This window comes from Paenibacillus zeisoli, from assembly GCF_003994465.1.
GTDB classification, from domain to species: Bacteria; Bacillota; Bacilli; order Paenibacillales; family Paenibacillaceae; genus Fontibacillus; species Fontibacillus zeisoli.
On record NZ_RZNX01000005.1, the window covers coordinates 175,174 to 199,280 of the forward strand.

Consider the following 24,107-nt stretch of genomic DNA (forward strand, 5'->3'; position numbering starts at 1 on the left):
GTGCTTTTTTTATTTGGACTGATTACCCGAACTTGGTGAAAAATAGGGTTGTATTTTTTTAGGGATGAAGCTACAATGTAGTCAATACAAGTTGTACGTACAAATACTTAATTTATTAAATTACACATAGCTTGTACGTATAAGTATCAAAAGTTGAATATATGAATCTATTATTCTGGGAGGCGTTAGTAAATGAGTTTGAAACCGCATTCATTTTGGTTTGTTACAGGCAGTCAGCATTTATATGGACCCGAAACACTTCAAGAGGTGGCAGAGCACTCCCGCATTATTGCGGAGCAGCTGGATAAGGATCCGAAGTTCACCTATCCTGTTGTTTTCAAGCCAATCGTAACTACACCGGATGAAATATATAAGCTGATTCTTGAGGCTAACAGCGATGAGTCTTGTGCGGGAATTATAACCTGGATGCATACCTTCTCACCTGCAAAAATGTGGATTGCCGGGTTGTCCCAATTGCAGAAGCCTCTACTTCATTTCCATACCCAGTTCAACAGGGATATTCCTTGGGAGACGATTGATATGGATTTCATGAACCTGAATCAATCTGCTCATGGAGACCGTGAATACGGCCATATCGGCGCACGCCTTGGAATTGCCCGCAAAATTGTTGTTGGACACTGGGAGGATGGCGAAGTCCGTGATGGAATCGCCGGCTGGATGCGCACCGCAGCAGCTTATGCAGAGAGCCGCCGGTTAAAGGTTGCTCGCTTTGGTGACAACATGCGCGAAGTAGCTGTTACTGACGGCGACAAGGTGGAGGCGCAGATCAAGCTTGGCTGGTCTGTAAATGGATACGGGATTGGCGATCTCGCTACTGTGCTTCAGGAGGTTAGCGATGCTGAAGTGAAGACGCTGCTTGAGGAATATGCGGAGCAATACACGATTACCAAAGAAGGCTTAAGTGCCGGACCGGTACGTGACTCGATTGCCTATCAAGCCAAGCTAGAGATTGCGCTCAAACGGTTCCTGAAAGATGGTGGATTTGGAGCCTTTACAACGACCTTTGAAGATCTACATGGTCTTAAGCAGCTTCCGGGACTTGCGGTACAGCGATTGATGGAAGCCGGATACGGGTTCGGTGGAGAAGGCGACTGGAAGACAGCCGCGCTGACACGTGTTCTCAAAGTGCTGGCGGATAACAAGAGCACTTCCTTTATGGAAGATTACACCTATCATTTCGAGCCGGGCAATCATATGATTCTGGGTGCTCACATGCTGGAAGTATGCCCGACCATTGCAGCAACCAAGCCATCGATTCAGGTTCATCCGCTTGGGATTGGGGGCAAGGAAGACCCGGCACGGATCGTCTTTGACGGACAAGGGGGGCCAGCAGTGAATGCTTCGCTCATAGACCTTGGTCACCGGTTCCGCCTGCTTGTTAATGTTGTGGATGGCGTTCAGGTAGAGAAGCCAATGCCCAACCTGCCGGTTGCACGGGTACTGTGGAAGCCGCAGCCATCTCTTCGCGAATCCGCAGAGGCATGGATCTTGGCCGGCGGTGCTCACCATACGGTTCTCTCCTATGCAATTAGCGCAGAGAATCTGACAGATTTCGCCGAGATGGCCGGGATTGAGGCGGTCATTATTGATAAGAATACGACGATTCCAAGATTCAAGAATGAATTGTTATGGAGTGACGCAGCATACCGTCTGCAGCGATGAGATCTGCTTCGTTCACCCAGTCTGTGTTACAATAATCCGTATATAACAAGAGCGGTGGCTGAGGTGACGTATGAGTAATAGACGAATTCCTAAGTATTTACAATTGAAAGAAGAGCTTCTCTCCTGGTTGGAGTCTGGCAGGTTGCAGACCGGCAAACAGTTCCCGTCCGAGAACGAAATTTCCGAACAGTTCAAGCTAAGCCGTCAGACGGTTCGTCAGACTTTTGGTGAGCTGGAGAAGGAAGGCTGGCTGGAGCGGATTCAGGGCAAGGGGACTTTTGCTAGAAACCCCGGTAGACGTGAAGGAGAACAAGTTAAGACGATCGGCATAATTACAACCTATATTTCCGATTATATCTTTCCGCATATTGTAAGAGGAGCTGAGGCGGAGCTTCGCAGTCAAGGTTACCGGCTTCTCCTGTCCAGCACGGACAATAAGAAAGAGAAGGAAATGGAGAGCCTCCAATTAATGACAAGCCAGCCCCTCAGCGGTCTCATTATTGAACCGACCAAAAGCGCGGAGGGCAATCCCAATCTGGGTTACTTTCTGGAGCTGCAGGAGAAGAACATTCCCTACCTGATGATTAACGAGAAGTATCGTGAGCTGGAGTGTCCAAGTCTTAGAGTGGACGATGAGGCGGGTGGATATAAGGCGGCAGCGCATTTACTGGAGAACGGTCACACACAAATTGCCGGCTTCTTCAAGCGGGATGACCTTCAAGGCGTGAACCGGTTAAAAGGCTTCCTGCATGCTCATCGGGAGTCTGGGATCACCGTATCTCCGCAGCGGGTAGTTACGTATACCACGGAGCAAAAGCAGGATCTACCTTACAAGCAGGCTCTAGAGCTGCTGAAAAGTAACGAGCAGAACCGCCCGACCGCCTTTGTGTGTTATAACGATGAATTAGCGGTGCGTCTAATGGAGGCAGCTGTGTTGTGCGGTCTTCGGATCCCAGAAGACATCTCCTTCATCGGATTCGATGATTCCAGTCTGTCCTTGGGCACACGTCTGACCACATTAACTCATCCCAAGACTACGATGGGCGAGATGGCTGCAAGGCAGCTCATCAGTATGATCGAACAAGGAAGTACCTATGAGGACACCGTATTCGAGCCGGAACTCATTAAGCGTCAATCTGTTTTTAAGCGTAAATAAAGCACAAACGAAGAATTAACGAAGTCCATAAGTGGACTTTCATACGATGACTTGTACGTACAACATCTTAATGGAGAGGGAGTGTCTGTACATGCTTGAAGCACTCAAACAACAGGTGCTGGAGGCCAATCTGGAGCTGCCCAAACATAATCTGGTCACCTTTACATGGGGAAATGTCAGTGGTATTGACCGGGAGCAAGGGCTAGTTGTGATCAAACCAAGCGGGGTGCCTTACGAGGACCTCAAGGCTGAGCACATGGTTGTAGTTGATCTGGAAGGTCGGGTTGTTGAGGGGGACCTGCGTCCTTCATCCGATACACCAACGCATGTCGTATTGTATCGGTCATTTCCTGAAATCGGGGGAATTGTGCATACACACTCTCCTTGGGGAACCAGCTGGGCACAGGCAGGGCGTGCGCTCCCTGCTTATGGAACAACTCATTCGGATTATTTCTATGGCGAAATTCCGGTAACTCGTCCCATGACCAAGGCGGAGATTGAAGGAGATTATGAACGGGAGACCGGGAATGTGATTGTAGAAAGATTCAAGAACCTGGATCCTAATCAGATCCCTGGTGTACTGGTTCATGCACACGCTCCATTTGTCTGGGGCAAGGATGCTCATAATGCGGTGCATAATGCCGTCGTGCTGGAGGAAGTGGCGAAGATTGCTGGACGGATGCTCGCACTCAATCCAGAAGCCGCACCTATGGATCAAGTGCTGCTTGATCGGCATTATCTGCGGAAGCATGGTGTGAACGCTTATTACGGACAGAACTAATTACTTTTATCAAATTCGAATAGCGGGAGGAAGCCAATATGGGACAAAAATATACGATTGGTGTTGACTACGGAACCCAGTCGGGGCGTGCGGTACTTGTGGATTTATCGAGCGGTCATGAAGTTGCCGATCATGTAACTCCGTATCCTCATCATGTTATAGATGAATATTTACCGGGTTCAGGGATTAAGCTTGCGCATGACTGGGCTTTGCAGCACCCGGATGACTATCTCGAGGTGCTTAGAAGATCCATTCCTGCGGTCATCAAGGAATCGGGAGTTAACCCTGAGGATGTAATAGGGGTTGGAATTGACTTCACGGCTTGTACGATGCTGCCCGTTGATGAAGCCGGAGAGCCGCTGTGCTTCCATAAGGAGTACGTGGATGACCCTCACAGTTGGGTGAAGCTGTGGAAGCACCATGCCGCCCAGCCGGAAGCCGACAAGATTAATCAGATTGCTGCTGAACGCGGAGAAGCCTTCCTTCCCCGCTATGGCGGGAAGATTTCCTCCGAATGGATGATCGCAAAGATCTGGCAGATTCTTGACGAAGCTCCGGAGATTTATGATCGTACGGATCTTTTTCTGGAGGCTACGGACTGGGTTATTTCCCAAATGACAGGGAAAGTTGTACGGAACAGCTGTACAGCCGGATACAAAGCGATCTGGCATAAGCAGGAGGGATTCCCTAGCCGGGAATACTTCAAGGCACTTGACCCCAGACTTGAGAATCTAACGGATACGAAGCTGCGTGGAGAAGTGATTGCTCTGGGTTCATCGGCAGGCGGGCTAACGGACGCCATGGCTGAACTCACCGGTCTTAAGCCGGGTATCGCAGTGGCGGTGGGCAATGTGGATGCTCATGCTGCGGTTCCAGCCGTTGGTGTGGTAACCCCAGGGAAATTAGTCATGGCCATGGGAACCTCCATCTGCCATATGCTGCTGGGTACGGAAGAGAAGCAGGTAGAAGGTATGTGCGGTGTGGTTGAGGATGGAATAATACCGGGACTATACGGTTATGAAGCGGGGCAATCCGCCGTTGGCGATATATTTGAGTGGTTCGTCGAAGAGTCGCTCCCTTCCTATGTAAAAGAGCAGGCTGAGAAGGAAGGTCTGGGAGTTCACCAGTGGCTGGAGAGAGAAGCTGCCAAGTATCAGCCTGGAGAGACGGGATTGCTTGCTCTCGACTGGTGGAACGGCAATCGCTCCGTTCTGGTAGATACCGATCTAACCGGTATGATTCTTGGTTTGACTCTATTAACCAAGCCGCAGGAAGTGTATCGTACGCTGCTGGAGGCTACTGCATTTGGAACACGGAAAATCGTTGATGCTTTCCACTCAAATGGGGTTCCTGTAGATGCCCTGTATGCTTGCGGGGGACTGCCGCAGAAGAATCGTCTGCTTATGCAGATCTATGCCGATGTGACCAACCGCGAAATTTATATTGCTGACTCCAAGCAGACACCGGCTCTTGGGGCGGCGATGTTCGCCGCCGTTGCCGCCGGAGCGGAAGCCGGAGGATACGATTCGATCATTGATGCGGCTACAAGCATGGCCAGAGTTAAGGAAGAGACCTTCAAGCCGATTCCCGCCAATGTGGAAATTTATGAGCTCTTGTACCAGGAGTACAGCAAGCTTCATGACTATTTTGGACGTGGTGAGAATGATGTGATGAAGCGCCTGAAGGCGATTAAGAAATCTGCCGAATAGAAGACACCGCAGATTAGGAGGCTGTCTACTGATATGAGTATCTTGAACGATATCAAGGCTATCCAGCAAGTGTCGCTTAGCTCAGGCGCCATTCATGAGGTCGCTCCATTCTTGCTGGAGCGAGAGTACAGGCGAGTTCTGCTCGTTGCTGATGAGAATACGTATAAGGCCGCAGGTGAACATCTCTTCAATCTCCTTGAACACAAGGGAATCCAGGTTGGCGAAATGCGGATTAGCCCTAATCCACAGGGCGATTGTGTCGCTGATGAACAATCGATTGTTGAAGTGCTTCTAAGTTTGAACCCCGATCAGACGGATTGTCTGATTGCAGTGGGTTCCGGAACGATTCATGATATCGTCCGTTTTGTGAGTCATAAGACAAAGGTGCCCTTTGTCTCCGTACCTACTGCTCCTTCTGTGGACGGATTCACTTCTGCGGGAGCTCCCCTAATTATAAGGGGAGTGAAGACAACGATTGCGGCCGTTCCGCCCTTTGCCATATTTGCTGATCTAGATATTCTCACACGAGCACCCCAGCCTTTAGTTGCAGCAGGATTCGGGGACATGCTCGCCAAGTACACCTCGTTATTCGATTGGAAATTCTCACATCTTACCGCAGGGGAGCCTTACGATGAACAGGCCGCTGTAATTACACAGCGGGCGCTGTGGTCCTGTGTTGAACAGGTGGAGGCGATCGGGAAGCGAACCGAGGAAGGCATCCGGACACTGATGACGGCACTCATTGAATCAGGCTTGGCCATGCTTCTGTTCGGGCAGTCACATCCGGCCTCTGGTGCTGAACACCACCTTTCCCATTACTGGGAAATGGAATACCTTCGCTTAGGCAGGCGGGCGATCCTTCATGGGGCGAAAGTGGGTGCAGCCTGCGCGGAGATCTCACGTGTATATCACGAAGCCGTAGATAAGGGGATTTATCCCGGGGCAGAGCCGGAAGCCCTACGGGCACACGCGGCTGAGGTTCAGCAATGGATAGCTGAGATTCCTCCAGAATCCGCAATCCGTGATCTGCTCCGAGTTGCAGGGGGTCCTGCTGACAGAACCGAACTGGGGATTGACGATGAGCTGCTTGAGCAGAGTCTGCGCACAGCTCATCGTCTCCGCAATCGGCATACGCTTCTTCGCGCCTTGAACGAAGCTTAATACACAAAAGGATCACGTCTAAGAAGTAGACGTGATCCTTCATTCTATATACCTGTTGACGTTCTGAATAAATAAGACGTGCGTCTTATTTAACTTCTTATTATTCTTCCACGTTATATAGCACGCGTGCGGATAAATCTTGACCGTAGTTGCCAAAATGCTTGCCATAGATGGTCAAGCCCCGCTTGTTAACCGGCTTATCTGTTACTGCAATACGGAAGGTGAGTTCGCTCTTATAGTTCAGCTGGATTTGGTCCAGAGTTACATCCGAAATCCGGCAGCCATCGATAAAGCTGCCCTCATTGTTAATCCGAATTAATTTGAGCATTCCATATTGATTAAGGTGGGGCGGCCACCACTCCGGATTGAACGTGCCGCGGGTGTCCCCAAAGTCCCCTGGACTTGTCCAGAACCCAAGCTCAACCCCATTTAAGTAGAAATAAATATCTGAGGGGTAGTTGTCACAGTAGCCAGGTGCTTCTGATCCTATCTCCATGCAGAACTGAATCTCCCGGAAGGATTGATTCGGCTTGAGATAATTCGGTATCCGATATTCAAGATAGCCTTCAGACAGCCAGATAATCTCGGAATCAATACGCTGTGGATCTGCAAAATATCGAGGATCGTCAAAATCTCCGATAATACTGTCTTTGGTAGCGAGTCCGCAAGTGGGGGATACCTGATAATCGCTGTAATGTCCAACCTGAATATCTACTTCGTATAAATTCTCCATATCTTTGCTCCGCAAATCAACAATCAATTTGTCTTTATTCAAATAACAGATCTTTTGGATGCCGTGCTTGCCTACAGAGGTATTGATCTCGATAAGTCCGCTCTCTTCAAGCTTCTTAATGTGCATGGTGATGGCCCCGTTGCTTAAATTCAGCTTCGTGGCAAGTTCATTCAGGTTCAAGGCCTGGTTATTAGCCAGCAGTTCAAGGATCTGTATTCTGATCTCAGAACTTAAAGCTTTAAAAATTTCAATCCCACTCATCAAATCCTTGATGTATATCATAGGTTATGAACCTTCTTCCAAAATGAATTAGTTAATTCGAGTTTATTTTAGATAATTATAAACTAATGATACCTTTAAATAAAGGTGCGAATCAAAAATTGTATTATAATTCAAATAATCGGCAAATTTTTGTATCAATTCACAGATGGTATTTATATAAATGTGAACTAAACTGCTGAATACACAAGAAAAATCAACTAAAATGTTACTTTTAGACATTTGATTTATAAAAATATAAAAAGGTTTAAATAAATTTGTTTACAACACAGATCATATATGTTAATTTATAAATGTAAACGTATTCATTAAGTATATTATAAATCATTTTACTAATTATTAAAACGGATGGTGGACACATGTCATTAACTGCAATGAAAGCAAGAATGGTCGTGGATCAAGCATTCCGAATCGCTGAAATTGACAATCGCATCTACGGCTCCTTTATAGAGCATTTAGGCCGGGCCGTATATGGAGGCATCTATGAACCCGCACATTCGGCAGCCGACCCAGAAGGCTTTCGGGAGGATGTTAAGCAGCTGGTAAGAGAATTAAATGTACCGATTATAAGGTATCCGGGAGGAAACTTTGTATCCGGGTACAACTGGGAGGACGGAGTAGGTCCGGTAGATCAGCGTCCGAAGCGTTTGGAGCTGGCCTGGAGAACAGTTGAGCCTAACCAAGTGGGAACGAACGAGTTCATGAAGTGGGCCAAGGGAGTTGGCTCAGAGGTCATGATGGCTGTGAACCTCGGAACCCGCGGTGTGGACGCTGCAAGGAATCTGCTGGAGTACTGCAACCATCCAGGTGGCAGTTATTGGAGTGATCTGCGTCGTAAGCATGGATACGAACAGCCGCACAAGATTAAGACCTGGTGTCTTGGAAATGAGATGGATGGGCCGTGGCAGATAGGACAGAAGACGCCGGTGGAGTATGGCAGACTCGCTTATGAGACAGCCAAAGCCATGCGTCTGGTCGATCCCACGATAGAACTGGTGTCTTGTGGAAGCTCCAGCACTGGAATGCCCTCTTTCCCGGAATGGGAAGCGGTTACACTGGATCACACCTATGATGTAGCGGATTATGTCTCTCTTCACCAGTACTATGGGAACCGGGATAACGATTCGGCCAATTTCCTGGCCCGAACCATGGATATGGAGCATTTTATCCATACTGTCGCTTCGACCTGTGACTACATCAAGGCGAAGAAGCGCAGCAAGAAGACGATGATGCTCAGCTTTGATGAGTGGAATGTATGGTATCACTCCAATGATTCAGACGCGAAGCTTGAACCTTGGAGTATCGGGCCTCCGCAGCTTGAGGATGTATATAATTTCGAGGATGCGCTGCTTGTCGGAAGCATGCTGATTACCTTTCTGAGACATGCGGACAGGGTGAAGATGGCTTGCCTGGCCCAGCTTGTCAACGTTATTGCTCCAATTATGACGGAGAATGGCGGCAGGGCATGGAAGCAGACGATTTTCTATCCATATCTTCACGCTTCACAGTATGGACGGGGTGTCTCACTCATGCCTATTGTTGATTCTCCGAAGTATGACGCGCAGGATTACACCGATGTTCCTTATCTGGATAGTGCTGTTGTCTTCAACGAAGAAGCTGAGGAAGTGACGATCTTTGCGGTTAACCGTCATTTGGAGGAAGCTCTTGAACTTGAGTGTGATGTGCGAAGTTTTGAGGGTTATCGCCTTGCCGAGCACATTGTGCTTGAACACGCTGACTTGAAAGCCGTGAACACCGCGGCCGAGGAGAAGGTGAGACCTCACTCCAGGGGAACTGCCGAATGCAGTGACGGCTATGTACGGGGCCGGCTGACTAAAGCATCGTGGAACGTGATTCGTTTAAGCAAGGCAAACTTGAATTAACTGATTTAGCTCATTGATTTATGAATGCGGTTCCAACTCAGGTTTCTTGGTAGCTCGAATTGAATTATTCGCAGCCAGCCCATCCATGAACTAGCGATCTGCATATCTGGCTAGACCATCTTCAGTTCTTTCTATCTTTTATTAGATTACAGGAGGGGTTATTGTGACAAAGAAAAAAGGTTGGTTGATGCTGGTCTCATTGATTCTTGTATTCTCAACCGTATTGGCAGGCTGTGGCAAAGGCAGCTCAAGCAGTGCAGAAGGAGGGAACAAGGAGCTTACCTTTATGTTCCGTGGAGGTCCTGACGAACAGACAGCCTACAAGAATGTGGTTAAGCAATTTGAGAAGGATCATCCCAATATTAAAGTCAAGTTGGTTATCACTACAGCAGATCAATACGCAACCAAGCTAAAGGCAGCCATTACCGGGAATAAGCTTCCGGATGTGTTTTATTTCGGCTCAGGAGATCTTAAAGCATACGTGAACGGCGGCGTACTCATGAATCTCTCTCCATATATCGAGAAGAACAAGAATATTGATCTGAACAACATCTGGAAATACGGTGTAGACCTCTATCGTTATGACGGCAATATGGCAGGTCAAGGTGATAACTACGGTATGCCGAAGGACGTTGGGCCATTTGCGCTCGGTTATAACAAAACCATGTTCGAGAAGGCTGGCATTCCACTGCCAGATAAGGATAAGCCTATGACATGGGCTGAATTTCTGGATGTTCAGAAGAAGCTGACCAAAGACACAGATGGGGATGGTAAGCTCGATCAGTTCGGATCAGGCTTCAATATTACTTGGGCACTGCAGTCCTTTGCATGGAGTAATGGTGCAGATTTCATAGATTCCACCAAGACTAAGGTCACCGTGGATGATCCTAAGTTCGCTGAAGCCCTTCAATATCTGGCCGACCTGCAGAACGTAGCTAAAGTAACTCCTTCCATTGCAGATTCCCAGACTCTCGATACGTATCAGCGCTGGATGAAAGGGCAGCTCGCCTTCTTCCCTGTCGGTCCATGGGATATGTCAACTTATGAGAAGCTGCCGTTCGATTATGATCTTATTCCTTACCCAGCCGGGTCTACTGGCAAATCAGCAACATGGACGGGTTCCCTTGGTATCGGGGTATCCAAGAAAACCAAATATCCGGATGAAGCCGTGGAGCTGGTGAACTACCTGACTTCCTCCAAGGAAGGTATGGACGCGCTGGTGAAAGCCAAAGTACAAATTCCGAACATGGTCGATATGGCAAAAACATGGGCAGCCGATACCTCCACCAAGCCGGCTAACAAAGAAGAGTTCATTCAAATTGTGCAGGAATATGGCAGACCGCTGCCGGCTAACTTCACTTACAATTCCGAATGGTATGACTTGTTCTTCACGGATATTCAGCCAGTTCTTGACGGCAAGATGTCTGCGGCAGATTACGTGAAGCAGGAGCAGCCAAAAATGCAGAAGCTTCTCGACAAAGCCATCGAGCAGGAGAATAAATCCAAGAAGTAACCACGAACCGGACATGTGATGTTAGCTGCCTGATGGCTAACATCATTTGCCATTCCGGTATCCGAAGCTGAGGTGAAACCGATGGAAACCAAATCAAATCTCTATCGAAAAGAGAGAATATACGGGTATTTGTTCATACTTCCTCCCGTGCTGGGACTGCTGATTTTCACATTGTTCCCTGTCATTTATTCCTTCTACGGGTCTCTGACAGACTGGGACGGACTTGGTCAGATGAGCTTTGTCGGCTTAAGCAACTTTAAGGATCTATTCTCGGATGATTTGTTCTACAAGGCTGCTTTCAATACCATTTATCTTATGATTGGCATTCCGATCGGGTTGTTCCTGGCCCTGCTGCTGGCTCTCGGGCTTAACCGCAGAATCCCTGGAACTACAGCGTTCCGCGTTATCTATTACGTCCCGGTGATCTCGTCCCTGGCTGCCATTTCGATTCTCTGGAACTGGGCTTACAACGGGGATTATGGACTTGTGAATCAGTTCCTTGAGCTGTTCGGCATCAAAGGACCGAACTGGCTCGCCAATAAATATACCGTGAAGCCGGCAATCATTATCATGACCGTATGGAAAGGTCTCGGTTATACAATGCTCCTCTATCTGGCTGCACTTCAGAGCATTCCAAGAACGTACTATGAAGCGGCAGAGCTCGATGGGGCCACCGGCTTCAAGTCTTTCAGACATATTACCTGGCCGATGGTGAAGCCGGTGACGTTCTTCATCGTCGTGACCAGCATTATTGGCGGATCACAAATTTTCACTGAAATTAACATTATGACCTCGACCGGTGGCACAGAGTACTCCTCCGCATCCGTGGTGTTCTACATCTGGCAGAAGGCCTTCGGCAATCTGCAAATGGGATACGCCTCAGCCATGGCCGTCGTACTTGGACTGTTCATATTTGTGATTACTCTGATCCAATTCAAAATGAACGAGAAATCATCCTACGAGGCCGATTGAGCACAAGGAGAAAGGAGCGAATACGAACATGTCCCATTCACAAAAAAGACGTACGGCCAACTTCTTTATTTTTATCCTGCTGGCCATAGGCGCGATCTTCATGATTGCCCCACTACTATGGATGCTTACCACATCGGTTAAAGATCAGCAGGATGTATTTGCACTTCCGCCAAAATGGATTCCGGATATATTCCACTGGGATAAATACGCGGAAATATGGGAAAAGGGCCCTTTGCTTACCGGGATTACGAACAGCTTAATTGTAGCTTTGAGTGTAACTATAGTGGGTACTTTCACATCTAGTCTAGCAGCGTTCTCGTTCGCCAAGCTGAAGTTCCCACATAAGAATAAGATCTTCCTGCTGCTGCTGTCTGCCATCATGATTCCTTATCCGGCAGTGATGATCCCGCAGTTCATTATGTTCTCGGAGCTCGGTTGGGTCGATACGCTGCTGCCCTTGATTGTTCCGGGTTTGTTCGGAAATATCGTCATGATCTTCTTCATCCGGCAGTACCTCGTCAGCGTGCCGAACGAGATTATTGAGGCGGCCAAGATCGATGGCAGCTCTTACTTCAGACTCTTCTCGACCATCACTTTCCCGCTAATCAAGCCGGCGGTTGCTGCTCAGCTTATTCTCTGGTTCATGGGAATCTGGAACGATTATCTGGCACCCATCATCTATCTGAACTCCCCGGAGAATCAGACGCTGCAGCTCGTTATTGCCAATTATAATGCGACTTATGCCATTCAGACGGACTACCCGTTAATTATGGCAGCTTCCATCATTGCACTGCTGCCGGTCTTGATTACGTTCTTGGTGTTCCAAAAACAAATTATTGAGTCGGTGGCTATATCCGGAGTTAAGGGATGAATCCACAGGCCAAATGGAGGGCGATTATGGTTATTCCTATGCTTCTGTTATTCGGGGCAGGCGGATGTACGGCGGACAATACGGCGAAGCCCGTATTCCCTACCTCTCCCGGCGATTTCACCATGTATGATACTTCTGTAATTGACAATGAGGCTTATTGGACTAGTAACAATGCTCATGATCCAGGCATTATCAAGACGGATCAGGGATACTATGTGTTCTCGACCGATGTGAAGGTTGGCGGGGAACCGAAGCCAGGCGTCATGGTCCGCCAATCAGACGATCTCATTCATTGGAAATGGGTGCAGTACGCCCTGCCAGGTGTGCCTGCTGAAGCCAAAGCCTGGTCTGGTGCGCTCGGATTGTGGGCGCCTGATGTTGTGAAATACAAAGATTCCTATCGTATCTATTATTCAGCTTCGACCTTTGGCAGCAGACAATCTATGATCGGAATGGCTACATCCCGTTCAATAGAGGGGCCTTGGACCGATGAGGGCTCTGTCATCAAGACGAGAAATGAAGACACGCTCAATGCGATTGATCCCAATGTTATAACGGACGCGGACGGCAAGATGTGGATGGTCTATGGTTCTTTCTTCGGAGGAATTCATATCATTCAGCTGAGCCCCGAGACCGGCAAGCCTGCAGAAGCCGGGTTCGGCACCTTGATTGCCGCACGGGACCGGGTCACCGAGGACGGAGCGGTGGAAGGACCTTACATCGTATATAACGAGAAGTTCAAGAAGTATTATTTATTTGTCTCCTATGATTCCTTATTCGAGGACTATAACGTACGGGTTGCCCGTTCGGATACCCTTACAGGTCCATATGTGGATTATAACGGACGTGAAATGACGGATACATCTTACAAGCCCCAATATGAAGTGGGGAATAAAGTTCTTGGCGGTTACAGACTCGGGGATGATCCGGGATGGATTGCTCCAGGACACAATTCCGTTCTGAAGGACGGCGAGAATTACTTCATTGTCCATCATGCACGGGGGGAACAGGACAAGAATTGGTCTTACCTGCATGTCCGCAAGATCCTGTGGACCGAAGACGGCTGGCCTGTTGTGTCACCGGAGCGGTACGCGGGAGAGACCCAACAGAATATTCCCAAATCTCTGATTGCGGGAGAATGGGATTACCTCATTATGGACCCGTCTGTAGATGGTCAAGTGGAGTCAAGCCGTGTTGAACTTATGAGCGATGGGTCCATTAAGGGTTCGGCGGATCAAGGGACTTGGTCCTTTGACGGTAAATATACGCTGACTTTGACATGGGATAACCCCGAACCTGGCAAGGGGAAGGTGGAACAAGTTCAACTGCTGCCATCCTGGGATTGGGAGCAGAATCGCCAGACACTTGTTTTTACCGGAATGGATGAGAAAGGGATCTCAGTCTGGGGCAAGCAAGCCGCATCGGGTCAATAAATCTGGAGTGGAGAGGACGAGTCATAATGATAAACATAAAGCTAAATGCAGAGGAGAAGAAGGGCCAAATAAGCCGTCACTTGTACGGACATTTCGCGGAGCACCTGGGCAGATGTGTATATGAGGGACTTTGGGTGGGTGTAGATTCGCCCGTTCCCAATACGGAAGGTATCCGTAACGATGTGCTCGGAGCTCTGAAACGCCTGAATATTCCGGTTCTGCGCTGGCCGGGCGGGTGTTTCGCTGATGAATATCACTGGATGGATGGAATTGGACCGGCGTCCGGGCGGGCTAGGATGATCAATAACAATTGGGGCGGTGTGGAGGAGAATAATCACTTTGGAACACATGAATTCCTGCGTTTGTGCGAGCTTCTGAATACGGAACCTTATATCAGTGGAAATGTGGGCAGTGGTACAGTTCGCGAAATGCAGCAGTGGGTGGAATATATGACCTTTGACGGGGAATCCCCGATGGCGAACCTGCGCCGTGAGAACGGCCGTGATGAGCCATGGTCCCTGCAATTTTTTGGCGTGGGGAATGAGAATTGGGGCTGCGGCGGGAATATGCGCCCGGAATATTATGCGGACTTGTACCGGCATTATTCCACTTATGTTCGGAACTACGGCGGGAATAAGGTCTACAAAATTGCCTGCGGTCCGAATACAGATCATTTCCACTGGACCGAGGTGTTGATGCGCGAAGCGGGGGGGCTGATGGACGGACTCAGTCTTCATTACTACACAATTCCATCCGGTAACTGGTTTGGGAGCAAAGGCTCGGCTACAGAATTTGGCACAGATGAGTGGTTCGCCACATTGAAGAATACGCTCTACATGGAAGAGCTGATTGTGAAGCATTCCGAGATTATGGATAAATATGATCCCGAGAAAAGAGTCGGGCTTATCATTGACGAATGGGGCACTTGGTGCGATGTAGAGCCCGGTACGAATCCTGGTTTCCTGTACCAGCAGAATACACTGCGGGATGCGCTGGTTGCAGGCATTAACCTGAATATTTTCCACAAGTATTGTGACCGGGTAAAGATGGCCAACATTGCCCAGATGGTGAATGTTCTTCAGGCATTGATTCTAACCGAGGGTGACAAAATGCTGCTGACGCCAACCTACCATGTGTTCGATATGTACCAGGTTCATATGGATAATCAGCTGCTCGAACTTCAGTTCGACAGCCCGGAATACACCTATGGGGATGTATCCATTCCTCAGATCAGTGTCTCGGCATCCCAGGATTCCGAGGGAGCAATCCACTTGACGGCTTGTAATCTGCACCATGCAGAACGTGCCAAGTTCAGGTGTCATATTGAAGGAGCGAATAATAGACAGGTGTCAGGCCGAATTCTGACCCACACTTCCCTGAACGCACACAATACGTTCGAGCAGCCGGATCTGGTAGCTCCAGCTGCTTTTGAGGAAGCGGTTCTGAAGGATGGAGTTCTTGAATTTGAACTGCCGCCGGCCTCTGTCCTCGTGCTGTCCCTTAACTAGAGATGCGCCGGGTTATGCAGAGTGTCCAAGGCTGCAAAGGCTGCTCGGAGAGTGTTCAGGTATCACCAGAGAAGCTAGCGCGGCTGGTTGAAATGGCGACACTGAATCGTATCGCGGCAAGCGATGAAGAGTACGAGCGGCGTCTTGACCGCTGCCTTAGCTGCCCGTCTCTTCAATATGGAACCACATGCAGGCACTGTGGTTGTCTGGTGGCGGTGAGAGCGAAGCTGCTGGATTCCGAATGTCCATATCCGGGAGAGTCAAGGTGGGGAGAGTAACTGCTATCCCGGCGAAAGAGGACGGAGACTGACGAAGCTAAGCATGGTGAGAAAATATATATAGGGCAGATAATGCTTAATTTAAAGGAGACGAGAACAGTGGACGCAACCAGAGAATATAACAATCCCTTGGTGGAACAGCGAGCTGATCCCTGGGTATATAAGCATAATGATGGGTACTATTACTTCACCGCATCGGTTCCGGAGTATGACCGGATTGAAGTTCGCCGTTCTTCCACATTGGAAGGATTACGTGATACCCAGCCTGTAGTAGCATGGCGCAAATACGAGACCGGGATGCTCAGTGCGAACATCTGGGCGCCGGAGATTCATTTTATCCAAGGGAAATGGTATATCTATTTCGCTGCAGCCAGAACGACAGAGACGAAGGAAGGTCTGTTCGATCACCGGATGTATGTGCTGGAGAATACTTCTGCCAATCCGTTGGAAGGGGAGTGGGTGGAGAAGGGACAGGTGCGGACAGCTTGGGAGAGCTTCGCGCTGGATGCAACGACCTTTGAACACCAAGGCAGGCTCTATTATGTATGGGCGCAGAAGGATCCCGAGATTGAAGGGAACTCCAATCTGTATATCTCGGCCATGAGCAATCCATGGACGCTGAGCGGAGAGCAGGTCATGATCTCTACACCGGAGCATCCGTGGGAAGTGATCGGCTTTAAGGTAAATGAAGGAGCGGCATTTCTGAAGCGTAATGGACGGATCTTCATCAGCTACTCGGCAAGTGCAACAGATCATAACTACTGTATGGGTCTGCTAAGCGCCGACGAATCATCCGATCTGCTTGATCCACAGTCCTGGACCAAGTCGCCTGAACCGGTGTTCCAGACGAATGAAGAGACAGGCCAGTATGGACCAGGGCATAACAGCTTCACCGTATCTGAAGATGGACAGGATGTCCTTATCTATCATGCCCGCAATTATAAGGAGATCACCGGAGATCCGCTGTATGACCCGAACCGGCATACCCGGGCCCAGGTATTCGGTTGGAACGAGAATGGAACCCCGAATTTCGGAATTCCGGTGAGAGATGGAATCAGGCAAGGTAAATAGGGTAGAATGAGAGCCTGGCTGATCTTAGCCAGGCTTTTTTATAAGATTAGCGTTAATTGAGGACAAAGAGTCAATTTGATAGTAAAAGAAGTCTTGCTCAACTAGGTAAAGCAAGACTTCTTTTTATTATGTTGGCTAAGTTATATTCCAATATTGATAGTTTGATTACAAGATTCCGACTTGTGGGGAAGGCGGTTCATTAAGCTATTGTATCCCGTTAGCTTAGCGGTCTAGTTGAACTTAATAGTTGATTTTGTTGGTCTAGACTTCTTATTGTGTTCTAATGATTTTTCACTTGAGTCGATTATTTCATCATCAAATTCCCATGAAACCATTATGGTTACCTTAGTTCCTACAGGAAGGAAAAGGTTTCTCCTAAACCATCTCGCTCGGTTATTATCACCTACGATTTTTAACTGTTGTTTTTCCTCATCTTCAACTAACACTTCATATTCCTTTCCTCGTGTTAATGCATTTATATATGTCCCTACATAATCGCAAACTACAATTTTGTTGGTAATGTTTCCACTATTCATAGCAATTCCGCCCTCATATATTGCATTTGAAATAAGATTATCATAAACCTTCGAATTCCACTAAACTGCCCGTTAGTTGAGAAAACCGACAATCTCCCGTGGCTACCGGTTCTTTACCTTTGAGCTATAGTTTCCCGTTACTTCAATGACGCGCAGTAATCTTCAGCCAATGTTTGTCAAAAGAATTTGACACTAAATTATTTTTCTTATATCATCAAGGTGTAAAAACTTTTTTACAGGAGGGATCTGGTTGGGAATTTTAGTACAAATTTTCATATCTATATATTATGCCGGTGTCATTTTCGCTTGCATGTTCATATGCGGTCATAAATCAAGTGGTGGTGACGAACGTCAGAAAGAAATCCGGAAACGAGCAACCCAATCCAGTTGGATTGGCATGATGCTTTATAGCATAGAAAGGGGAATTAGAGAGATTCCTTTTGTAAAGGAGTTCTATAAGGAAACGGTAACCGTGGGACCTTTTATACCGCAAAGCTGGGTAAGTAATTTACAAAATGGATTCGATGTTGTTTTGGTAGGCTTTATTTTTTATATTATCTTTTATATCCAAGCCAAAAGGAAACTGTCTTAATGGAAAATCGAATCAGACAACTGAGAGAAGAACATAAATTTTCACAGAGCGATCTTGCTACAAAGTGCCGCGTTTCCCGTCAAACCATCAATGCCATTGAAAACAATAAATACGATCCAACCTTAGAGTTGGCTTTCCGTTTAGCCCGAGTGCTGGGTGTGAAGGTCGATGAGTTGTTTATATATTGAGATAAGGGCAGTTGTTATTGCTGCCCTTTGATCATATTATATTCCCCTAGTATCCTGCCCGTTAGCTTAACGAGGCTGCCATATATATTCTTGGCAGCCTAGTCAGTTTCCCTTATTTAACTATCGTTTCCCGTTAGCTTAATCTCATCTCTCTTGGTTCAAATCTTTAGTTGCCAAATCTAAAGCCACTGCAATTTTGATTTGGTGCATTTTGCTACGCCCTTTAAGTAATAATTCAACAGGATACATCTCAATAATAGGGTCAACTTGTTGATCGAAACGATCAAGCTCAATTGTAATTACGGAATGTGTATCCACTAGGAAAGTGATAATATCTTCACCTTGTTCGGGTATCCAGTAAAGAATGTATGCTATTTCATTGCTGGAAAGCTTTCTTTAATAATGCTTAAAAACCTGGACATGGATTTATCATTGAATAAGCGAATTTTCGATGCTTGTAATTCCTTTCTGTATTCCTGTTCAGTGATAGTTCCTTTAAGTTTCAACGCACCCACCTACTTTCTTGCCACCCGCTTTTGTTAATCAATCCTGCCCGTTAGCTTAATCAGAGCACAGGTTTCAGTTCTCCCATTCTTTCCAGAAAGTCCACTCCTATCTTCTCAAGGAGTACAGGTGTCCTCTTTGTATATCACAAATGCGGAATTAATTACCGTGGTTTATTCAGGTCCACCCACCGTCCTGCTCCTTAATATCTCCTTATAAACCCCGATCGCCCGCTCCCGGGAAGCCTTCAGGTCCACAATGGCATGGGGCCGCGGACGGTGAATCTCCCGTCCCTCTACATCCGCAAGCTGCGGAAGCCATCTGCGGATATATGTGCCCAGAGGATCGAACTTCTCCGACTGATTCACCGGATTCATGATCCGGAAGTAGGGGGCTGCATCGAAGCCGAGAGAGGAGCTCCACAACCAGCCCCCGCGGTTCGGGGCGTTATCGTAGTCAGCCAGCTTGAGCCGGAAGTAGGCCTCTCCCAGAGGGAAGGGGCACAGCAGGTTCTTGGTGAGGAACATGGCCGTCACCATGCGCAGCCGGTTAGGCAGCTGCCCGGTCTCGTTCAGCTGCGTCATGGCTGCATCGATAACCGGAATTCCGGTTTCGGCATTGGCCCAGGCGCTGAACAGCTTATCGTCCAGCAGGGACAGATCATAGCGCTGTTCGTAGTGGTAGAAGTCCGGGTCAAACACTGATTGATACAGATAGAAATCTCGCCAGGCGAGCTGTCTACGCCAGGCTTCGCCTTCCGGAATGCCCATCACCCGCTGGTAGACTGTCCGAATCGACAGCGCCCCGGTATTCAGTATCCCGCTGATTCGGCTTGTCCCGTCCGATCCGTATTGATCCCGTCCCTGCTCATAATTATGCAGATCGTCCTCAATGAAATCAGCGAGCCGAATGCTCGGCTCTTCGGCAACTGGGTAGTCCTCCAGAACAAATGGAAGCCGAAAGCGATCCGAGAGCTCCGGTTCTAGCTCTGCGGTACGCAAATCAGACACCAAGACAGATCCCGGCGGCCGGAAGAAAAGCTCCATATATTCTTTCCATTTGCGATAGAAGGGCGTAAATACCTTATAAGGCTCCTTACGTCCGGCAAAAGCATGGAAATCCTCTAGATCGATCAAGGTCTGATCCGGAAGTGAGGTGAACGGAACGCCATGCTGCTCGGCCTTCTTCTCAAGCTTATGATCCCGTGCGAGCGCATAGGGCGTATAATCACGTCCAACTACCAATTCGCTAACCGGATACTGACCAAGGATGGAATCCACAATCTCAGCGGGGTCCCCATATAGAATATGAAGGTTCCGTCCTGCCTGTATATATAATTCCTGCAATCTCCTTACCTGACTCAGAAAGTGAACCCCACTATGCTCATCTTTGCGTATAGAGGTAAGCAGCGCGGGATCGGCAATGAATACATGCAGGCCCTGCTCTCCTAGGCCGGCAATCCGCTCGAACGCGGCTAGATCCTGAGTGCGCAGATCTTTTCGGTGAATAAATAGAATCATGGTTCCACTCCTCCTGACTGATCCTCATTGTAACGTATTAACCCATTGCCGAATCCTTCAAAATATTAAGAACTTCTTAACTCTTTCTTAACCTTTTGTTTGAAAACGGAATTCAGAATCATGATATGATGATTCAAGCACAAATCAATGACAAAGGATGAAGAGTATGGAAAGACACATACTGATCGTAGATGATGATGACAAAATTGCGAAGCTGATCGAAATTTATCTTCTCAATGAAGGTTATGTCGTGTTCAAAGCCGAGAACGGCTTCAAGGCACTGGAGATTATGCAGAATGAAGTGATCCATCTGGTTGTTCTGGATATCATGATGCCGGGAATGGACGGGATTACGGTATGTCTCAAGATCAGGGAGACGAATATGACCCCCATTCTGATGCTGAGCGCCAAGGACGGCGATATGGATAAAATAACGGGCCTGATGACCGGAGCGGACGACTATATGGTGAAGCCATTTAATCCGCTGGAGCTGGTGGCCCGGGTTAAGTCATTATTAAGACGAGCCTTCTACAGTGCCCAGCCGGCACTGACGGCCCGAGATCATCTGATTGAGCTTGGCTCCCTGCAGATTGATAAGGAGACCCATTCGGTTAAAGTGGACGATCGTCCGGTTAAGCTTACCCCGATCGAATTCAGCATCCTCTTCCTGCTGGCCAGCCAGCCGGGCAGGGTGTTCAGTTCAGAGGATATTTTTGAGCTGATCTGGAAGGACAAGTACTTCGAGAATAACAACTCGGTCACGGTCCATATCAGCCGCCTGCGCGACAAGCTGGAGAAGGAGATGCACGGAGAGAAGCTGATTCGCACCGTATGGGGGGTAGGCTACAAAATTGAGATCTAGCTTAAGATTCTTCAAATGGTTCTTCTGGACCGTCGTGGTCTCGGCCATACTGTGCTCCTTGCTCTATATTGTGATTAATTACCTTTACTACAACTACGGATACATGGATATCGTCAGTGTTGTCCGATTCTTTTATTATGGGTTAGGTCGTCCAGAGGTTTATTACGTCGCCTCCTTTCCGGTCATCGTATTAACGGGAATCTATCTTTACCGCAGAGAGAGCCGAAGACAAGAGCAGAATTACCTGGCCCTGCTTATTGAAGAGGTGCACAATCTCGAAGAGGGACAGCTTGACCGCAAAGTAACGGTCCGTTCGGTAGGTAAGCTTGGTCAGCTCGCTGCTGACATTAACCGGATGATGGAAAGGCTCAGAATATCGCTGGAGGAAGAGCGGCGGGCGGAGCAGACCAAGAATGAACTCATAACGAATGTATCTCACGACCTTAGAACGCCACTAACTACCATTACCGGGTATCTTGGCCTTATCGATCAGGATCGGTACCGGGATGAGGTTGAGCTCAGATACTATAACAACATGGCCTATGAGGAATCATTAAGGCTGAAGCAGCTTCTGGAAGATTTATTCGAATACACACGTCTGCGTAACAGGGAGATGACCCTGAATAAGTCGAGAATTAACCTGGTGGAGATGCTTCATCAGATTACGGCGCAGTTCCAGTGGCAGCTCGGTGAGTGCGGAATGGAGTCCAGGCTGTTCTTCGAGCAGAACCAGATGATTGTGATGGCGGACGGTGACAAGCTTAGAAGAGTATATGAGAATCTAATTTCAAATGCGATCCGTTACGGCAATGAGGGCAGGTTCCTGGATATTCGCGGGAGAGTTGAAGGGCAGGAAGCGGTTATAGATGTCATCAATTATGGCGAACCGATCCCCGATTCGGATATCCCGCGCTTGTTCGAACGGTTCTACAGGGTGGAGAAGTCCCGAGATAAGAACACAGGCGGCTCGGGAATTGGACTTGCCATAGCCAAACACATTGTAGATCTTCACCAAGGTTCGATTCGGGTTACAAGTGATGAGGAGCGGACGGTGTTCACCGTACGGATCAGTCAGAATGCACCGAGTATGAACCATTAAGAACGTCAAAGCATGTTACTCCCTTGAGGAGGGGCATGCTTTTTTGTCGTTATCATACACAAGTTTAAATCCCCTAATCTACCAACTTATAGGAAATCTTAATATATTCTTAATATTTTCTTAGGCGCAGCGAAAGTTATACCCCGGATAATAGAATTATTGATGGATGCAGTAGAGGAGAATTTTAAAGTGATTAACCGAAAAATAGCGATTATGGCGGGGTTTATTGTAATCGTACTTCTGCTTGTCGAAATAAGCTCCGGGAATTTAATGCGGCACACGACCGCCCTAATGCACGAGGTCAAGATGCAGTGGAGGGATATGAATCACCCTTCTTTGCCTGGTCTGGAGGGAGAAGGACTTCTGCTTATGGATGAAGATACAGGAAATATCCTGTTCTCCATTAATGATACCGAGAGGCTGTACCCGGCAAGCACAACCAAGATTCTAACAGCGCTCATAACGCTGGAGAAAGGAAATCCGCATGATCTCATCACGGTTGGGAAGGAAGTAAACCTCCGAACGCCGGGCGAGAGTTCTGCCGGGCTCAAGCAGGGGCAGAAGTTACGGCTAAAAGACCTTGCCGCAGCGATGCTGCTGCCTTCAGGGAATGATGCGGCCCGGACCGCAGCCAGGTATATCGCAAGACTGGACTCGGGACACAGTATGTCTCCGGAGGCGTCGGAAGTATATTTTGCGAGTCTGATGAATGCCCGGGCTAAGGAACTGGGAGCGAAATCTTCTCACTTTGTGAATCCACACGGCCTGCATGACCCGAACCATTACTCTACGGCAAAAGATATGGCGATGATCGCCCGGGCAGCCATGAGAAATAAGGAGTTCCGAAGTATTACTGCTGAGCAGAAGCACACAGCTGCGCTGTCCCATGTTACATTCACCAATCGCAACAAGCTGATTCAAAGCGGCAGTGAGTATTATTTTCAGGGAGCGGATGGAATTAAGACAGGCTTCACCGATGAAGCAGGGTACTGTCTGGTGGCTTCTGCAAGCAGGCAGGGCAGAAATCTGATCAGTGTGGTTCTTCACTCCACCGCTGAGGGTGTATGGTTGGATTCCAGCAAGCTGTTGGACTACGGTTTCAAGCTGAAGCAGTAACTAATTATGAACAATCAATATCAGGGGGAGAGTCTAATGGACCATACTCAAATAGAGAAAATATATAGAGAATACAAAAAAGACGTATATCGTTATCTGCTGTATCTAGGGAAAAATCACCATCTGGCGGAGGACTTGATGCAGGAGACTTTCTCCCGGGCTTTGGTTAATCTAAAGCCTGAACACCAAGACCGGGTAAGACCGTGGCTGCTGAGGGTGGCCTACCGTGTGTTCATTGACAAAATGCGCAAAGACAACCGGATGCAATCCTATGATACAGATTACTTCAATGAGCTTCCGGAGATGGATACACCGGAGTCTCTCTTCATGATCAAGGAGAAGCAGCAGGCGGTCTCTGAAATGCTGGATTCCTTGACCGAGGTCCAGAGGCAGACTGTGCTTCTGTATGATTTCAAAGGCTTCTCGTATCAGGAATCTGCAGATATGATGGGGATCGGGTTATCAAGGTTCAAAATTCTGCTGTACCGGGCAAGACAAAAACTGCGCAATCAGCAGCTCAATGAACAGATGATGCACAGACTATACTCGGATGTAATCTAATGTCAGCGAAGCTGCTGAGCTACATAATTAAGGGCCATAATTTGACCGGAATCCGAGTGGGGTTCAGGTGAATTTATAGTTGAACGAATATAAAAGGG

The 24,107-nt window shown here is 48.0% G+C and carries 22 protein-coding genes; 19 read left to right on the forward strand and 3 right to left on the reverse strand.

Going from position 1 to position 24,107, the window contains the following annotated elements:
• Positions 1-192: 192 nt before the first annotated feature.
• The 5 genes from araA (at position 193) to EJP77_RS13625 (ending at position 6,490) form a co-directional block, all read left to right on the forward strand.
• Positions 193-1,683, forward strand: coding sequence for an L-arabinose isomerase (gene araA / locus EJP77_RS13605; RefSeq protein WP_127199794.1), 1,491 nt, complete (start codon positions 193-195; stop codon positions 1,681-1,683).
• A 70-nt stretch (positions 1,684-1,753) separates the two neighbouring features.
• Entirely contained in the window at positions 1,754-2,839 is a 1,086-nt protein-coding gene (locus EJP77_RS13610; protein ID WP_127199795.1) for a GntR family transcriptional regulator, read from the forward strand.
• A 91-nt stretch (positions 2,840-2,930) separates the two neighbouring features.
• Complete coding sequence (gene araD, locus EJP77_RS13615) at positions 2,931-3,620, forward strand: L-ribulose-5-phosphate 4-epimerase (RefSeq protein ID WP_127199796.1); 690 nt, start codon at positions 2,931-2,933, stop codon at positions 3,618-3,620.
• Positions 3,621-3,658: 38 nt separating this feature from the next.
• The gene (locus EJP77_RS13620) at positions 3,659-5,329 is read left to right on the forward strand and encodes a ribulokinase (RefSeq protein ID WP_127199797.1); all 1,671 of its coding nucleotides are present in this window, start codon (positions 3,659-3,661) and stop codon (positions 5,327-5,329) included.
• Between the two features lie 33 nt (positions 5,330-5,362).
• Positions 5,363-6,490 carry a sn-glycerol-1-phosphate dehydrogenase gene (locus EJP77_RS13625; RefSeq protein WP_127199798.1) on the forward strand — a complete coding sequence of 376 codons (1,128 nt, stop codon included), beginning with the start codon at positions 5,363-5,365 and terminating at the stop codon, positions 6,488-6,490.
• A 100-nt stretch (positions 6,491-6,590) separates the two neighbouring features.
• Here the strand turns inward: EJP77_RS13625 and EJP77_RS13630 are convergent, their stop codons facing one another.
• A complete protein-coding gene (locus tag EJP77_RS13630; RefSeq protein WP_127199799.1) occupies positions 6,591-7,505 on the reverse strand; it encodes an ArsR/SmtB family transcription factor in 915 nt (304 codons plus the stop codon).
• 356 nt (positions 7,506-7,861) lie between these two features.
• Between EJP77_RS13630 and arfA the strand changes: the two genes are divergently transcribed.
• From arfA to EJP77_RS13670, 8 genes are all read left to right on the forward strand, one after another.
• A complete protein-coding gene (gene arfA, locus EJP77_RS13635; protein ID WP_127199800.1) occupies positions 7,862-9,385 on the forward strand; it encodes an arabinosylfuranosidase ArfA in 1,524 nt (507 codons plus the stop codon).
• A 163-nt stretch (positions 9,386-9,548) separates the two neighbouring features.
• The gene (locus EJP77_RS13640; RefSeq protein ID WP_127199801.1) at positions 9,549-10,898 is read left to right on the forward strand and encodes an ABC transporter substrate-binding protein; all 1,350 of its coding nucleotides are present in this window, start codon (positions 9,549-9,551) and stop codon (positions 10,896-10,898) included.
• A gap of 81 nt (positions 10,899-10,979) precedes the next feature.
• Positions 10,980-11,870 carry a carbohydrate ABC transporter permease gene (locus EJP77_RS13645; RefSeq protein ID WP_127199802.1) on the forward strand — a complete coding sequence of 297 codons (891 nt, stop codon included), beginning with the start codon at positions 10,980-10,982 and terminating at the stop codon, positions 11,868-11,870.
• A 28-nt stretch (positions 11,871-11,898) separates the two neighbouring features.
• Positions 11,899-12,741, forward strand: a complete 843-nt coding sequence (locus EJP77_RS13650; RefSeq protein WP_127199803.1) for a carbohydrate ABC transporter permease — start codon at positions 11,899-11,901, stop codon at positions 12,739-12,741.
• A 32-nt stretch (positions 12,742-12,773) separates the two neighbouring features.
• Positions 12,774-14,174 carry an arabinan endo-1,5-alpha-L-arabinosidase gene (locus EJP77_RS13655; protein WP_127199870.1) on the forward strand — a complete coding sequence of 467 codons (1,401 nt, stop codon included), beginning with the start codon at positions 12,774-12,776 and terminating at the stop codon, positions 14,172-14,174.
• A 26-nt stretch (positions 14,175-14,200) separates the two neighbouring features.
• Entirely contained in the window at positions 14,201-15,682 is a 1,482-nt protein-coding gene (locus EJP77_RS13660; protein ID WP_127199804.1) for an alpha-N-arabinofuranosidase, read from the forward strand.
• Positions 15,683-15,696: 14 nt separating this feature from the next.
• Positions 15,697-15,960, forward strand: coding sequence for a DUF6171 family protein (locus EJP77_RS13665; protein WP_127199805.1), 264 nt, complete (start codon positions 15,697-15,699; stop codon positions 15,958-15,960).
• Positions 15,961-16,059: 99 nt separating this feature from the next.
• Entirely contained in the window at positions 16,060-17,031 is a 972-nt protein-coding gene (locus tag EJP77_RS13670) for a glycoside hydrolase family 43 protein (protein WP_425464246.1), read from the forward strand.
• Between the two features lie 230 nt (positions 17,032-17,261).
• Here EJP77_RS13670 and EJP77_RS13675 read toward each other — a convergent pair whose 3' ends face one another.
• A complete protein-coding gene (locus tag EJP77_RS13675; RefSeq protein ID WP_127199807.1) occupies positions 17,262-17,567 on the reverse strand; it encodes a hypothetical protein in 306 nt (101 codons plus the stop codon).
• 250 nt (positions 17,568-17,817) lie between these two features.
• On the opposite strand from EJP77_RS13675, the gene EJP77_RS13680 reads away from it, so the two are divergent.
• A complete protein-coding gene (locus EJP77_RS13680; protein ID WP_127199808.1) occupies positions 17,818-18,159 on the forward strand; it encodes a hypothetical protein in 342 nt (113 codons plus the stop codon).
• The gene (locus tag EJP77_RS13685) at positions 18,159-18,347 is read left to right on the forward strand and encodes a helix-turn-helix transcriptional regulator (RefSeq protein WP_127199809.1); all 189 of its coding nucleotides are present in this window, start codon (positions 18,159-18,161) and stop codon (positions 18,345-18,347) included. The genes EJP77_RS13680 and EJP77_RS13685 overlap by 1 nt, the downstream gene beginning before the upstream one ends.
• Positions 18,348-19,024: 677 nt before the next feature.
• On the opposite strand, the gene EJP77_RS13690 is transcribed toward EJP77_RS13685, so the two are convergent.
• The gene (locus EJP77_RS13690; protein WP_127199810.1) at positions 19,025-20,371 is read right to left on the reverse strand and encodes a cryptochrome/photolyase family protein; all 1,347 of its coding nucleotides are present in this window, start codon (positions 20,369-20,371) and stop codon (positions 19,025-19,027) included.
• Positions 20,372-20,537: 166 nt separating this feature from the next.
• Between EJP77_RS13690 and EJP77_RS13695 the strand changes: the two genes are divergently transcribed.
• The 4 genes from EJP77_RS13695 (at position 20,538) to EJP77_RS13710 (ending at position 24,009) form a co-directional block, all read left to right on the forward strand.
• On the forward strand, positions 20,538-21,233 hold the full coding sequence (locus tag EJP77_RS13695) for a response regulator transcription factor (protein WP_127199811.1): 696 nt from the start codon (positions 20,538-20,540) through the stop codon (positions 21,231-21,233).
• On the forward strand, positions 21,223-22,332 hold the full coding sequence (locus EJP77_RS13700) for a sensor histidine kinase (RefSeq protein WP_185897343.1): 1,110 nt from the start codon (positions 21,223-21,225) through the stop codon (positions 22,330-22,332). Before EJP77_RS13695 ends, EJP77_RS13700 begins: the two co-directional genes overlap by 11 nt.
• A gap of 189 nt (positions 22,333-22,521) precedes the next feature.
• Entirely contained in the window at positions 22,522-23,448 is a 927-nt protein-coding gene (locus EJP77_RS13705; RefSeq protein ID WP_246021888.1) for a D-alanyl-D-alanine carboxypeptidase family protein, read from the forward strand.
• Between the two features lie 36 nt (positions 23,449-23,484).
• Positions 23,485-24,009: a sigma-70 family RNA polymerase sigma factor gene (locus EJP77_RS13710; protein ID WP_127199812.1), complete on the forward strand. Its 525-nt coding sequence runs from the start codon at positions 23,485-23,487 to the stop codon at positions 24,007-24,009.
• Positions 24,010-24,107 lie beyond the last annotated feature (98 nt).

Coding starts and splice junctions, on each gene's coding strand:
- EJP77_RS13685 (WP_127199809.1), top strand. CDS start 18,159: ATGGAAAATCGAATCAGACAACTGAGAGAAGAACATAAATTTTCACAG.
- araD (WP_127199796.1), top strand. CDS start 2,931: ATGCTTGAAGCACTCAAACAACAGGTGCTGGAGGCCAATCTGGAGCTG.
- arfA (WP_127199800.1), top strand. CDS start 7,862: ATGTCATTAACTGCAATGAAAGCAAGAATGGTCGTGGATCAAGCATTC.
- EJP77_RS13610 (WP_127199795.1), top strand. CDS start 1,754: ATGAGTAATAGACGAATTCCTAAGTATTTACAATTGAAAGAAGAGCTT.
- EJP77_RS13665 (WP_127199805.1), top strand. CDS start 15,697: ATGCAGAGTGTCCAAGGCTGCAAAGGCTGCTCGGAGAGTGTTCAGGTA.
- EJP77_RS13625 (WP_127199798.1), top strand. CDS start 5,363: ATGAGTATCTTGAACGATATCAAGGCTATCCAGCAAGTGTCGCTTAGC.
- EJP77_RS13660 (WP_127199804.1), top strand. CDS start 14,201: ATGATAAACATAAAGCTAAATGCAGAGGAGAAGAAGGGCCAAATAAGC.
- EJP77_RS13630 (WP_127199799.1), bottom strand. CDS start 7,505: ATGATATACATCAAGGATTTGATGAGTGGGATTGAAATTTTTAAAGCT.
- EJP77_RS13690 (WP_127199810.1), bottom strand. CDS start 20,371: ATGATTCTATTTATTCACCGAAAAGATCTGCGCACTCAGGATCTAGCC.
- EJP77_RS13695 (WP_127199811.1), top strand. CDS start 20,538: ATGGAAAGACACATACTGATCGTAGATGATGATGACAAAATTGCGAAG.
- EJP77_RS13710 (WP_127199812.1), top strand. CDS start 23,485: ATGGACCATACTCAAATAGAGAAAATATATAGAGAATACAAAAAAGAC.
- EJP77_RS13650 (WP_127199803.1), top strand. CDS start 11,899: ATGTCCCATTCACAAAAAAGACGTACGGCCAACTTCTTTATTTTTATC.
- araA (WP_127199794.1), top strand. CDS start 193: ATGAGTTTGAAACCGCATTCATTTTGGTTTGTTACAGGCAGTCAGCAT.
- EJP77_RS13675 (WP_127199807.1), bottom strand. CDS start 17,567: ATGAATAGTGGAAACATTACCAACAAAATTGTAGTTTGCGATTATGTA.
- EJP77_RS13620 (WP_127199797.1), top strand. CDS start 3,659: ATGGGACAAAAATATACGATTGGTGTTGACTACGGAACCCAGTCGGGG.
- EJP77_RS13645 (WP_127199802.1), top strand. CDS start 10,980: ATGGAAACCAAATCAAATCTCTATCGAAAAGAGAGAATATACGGGTAT.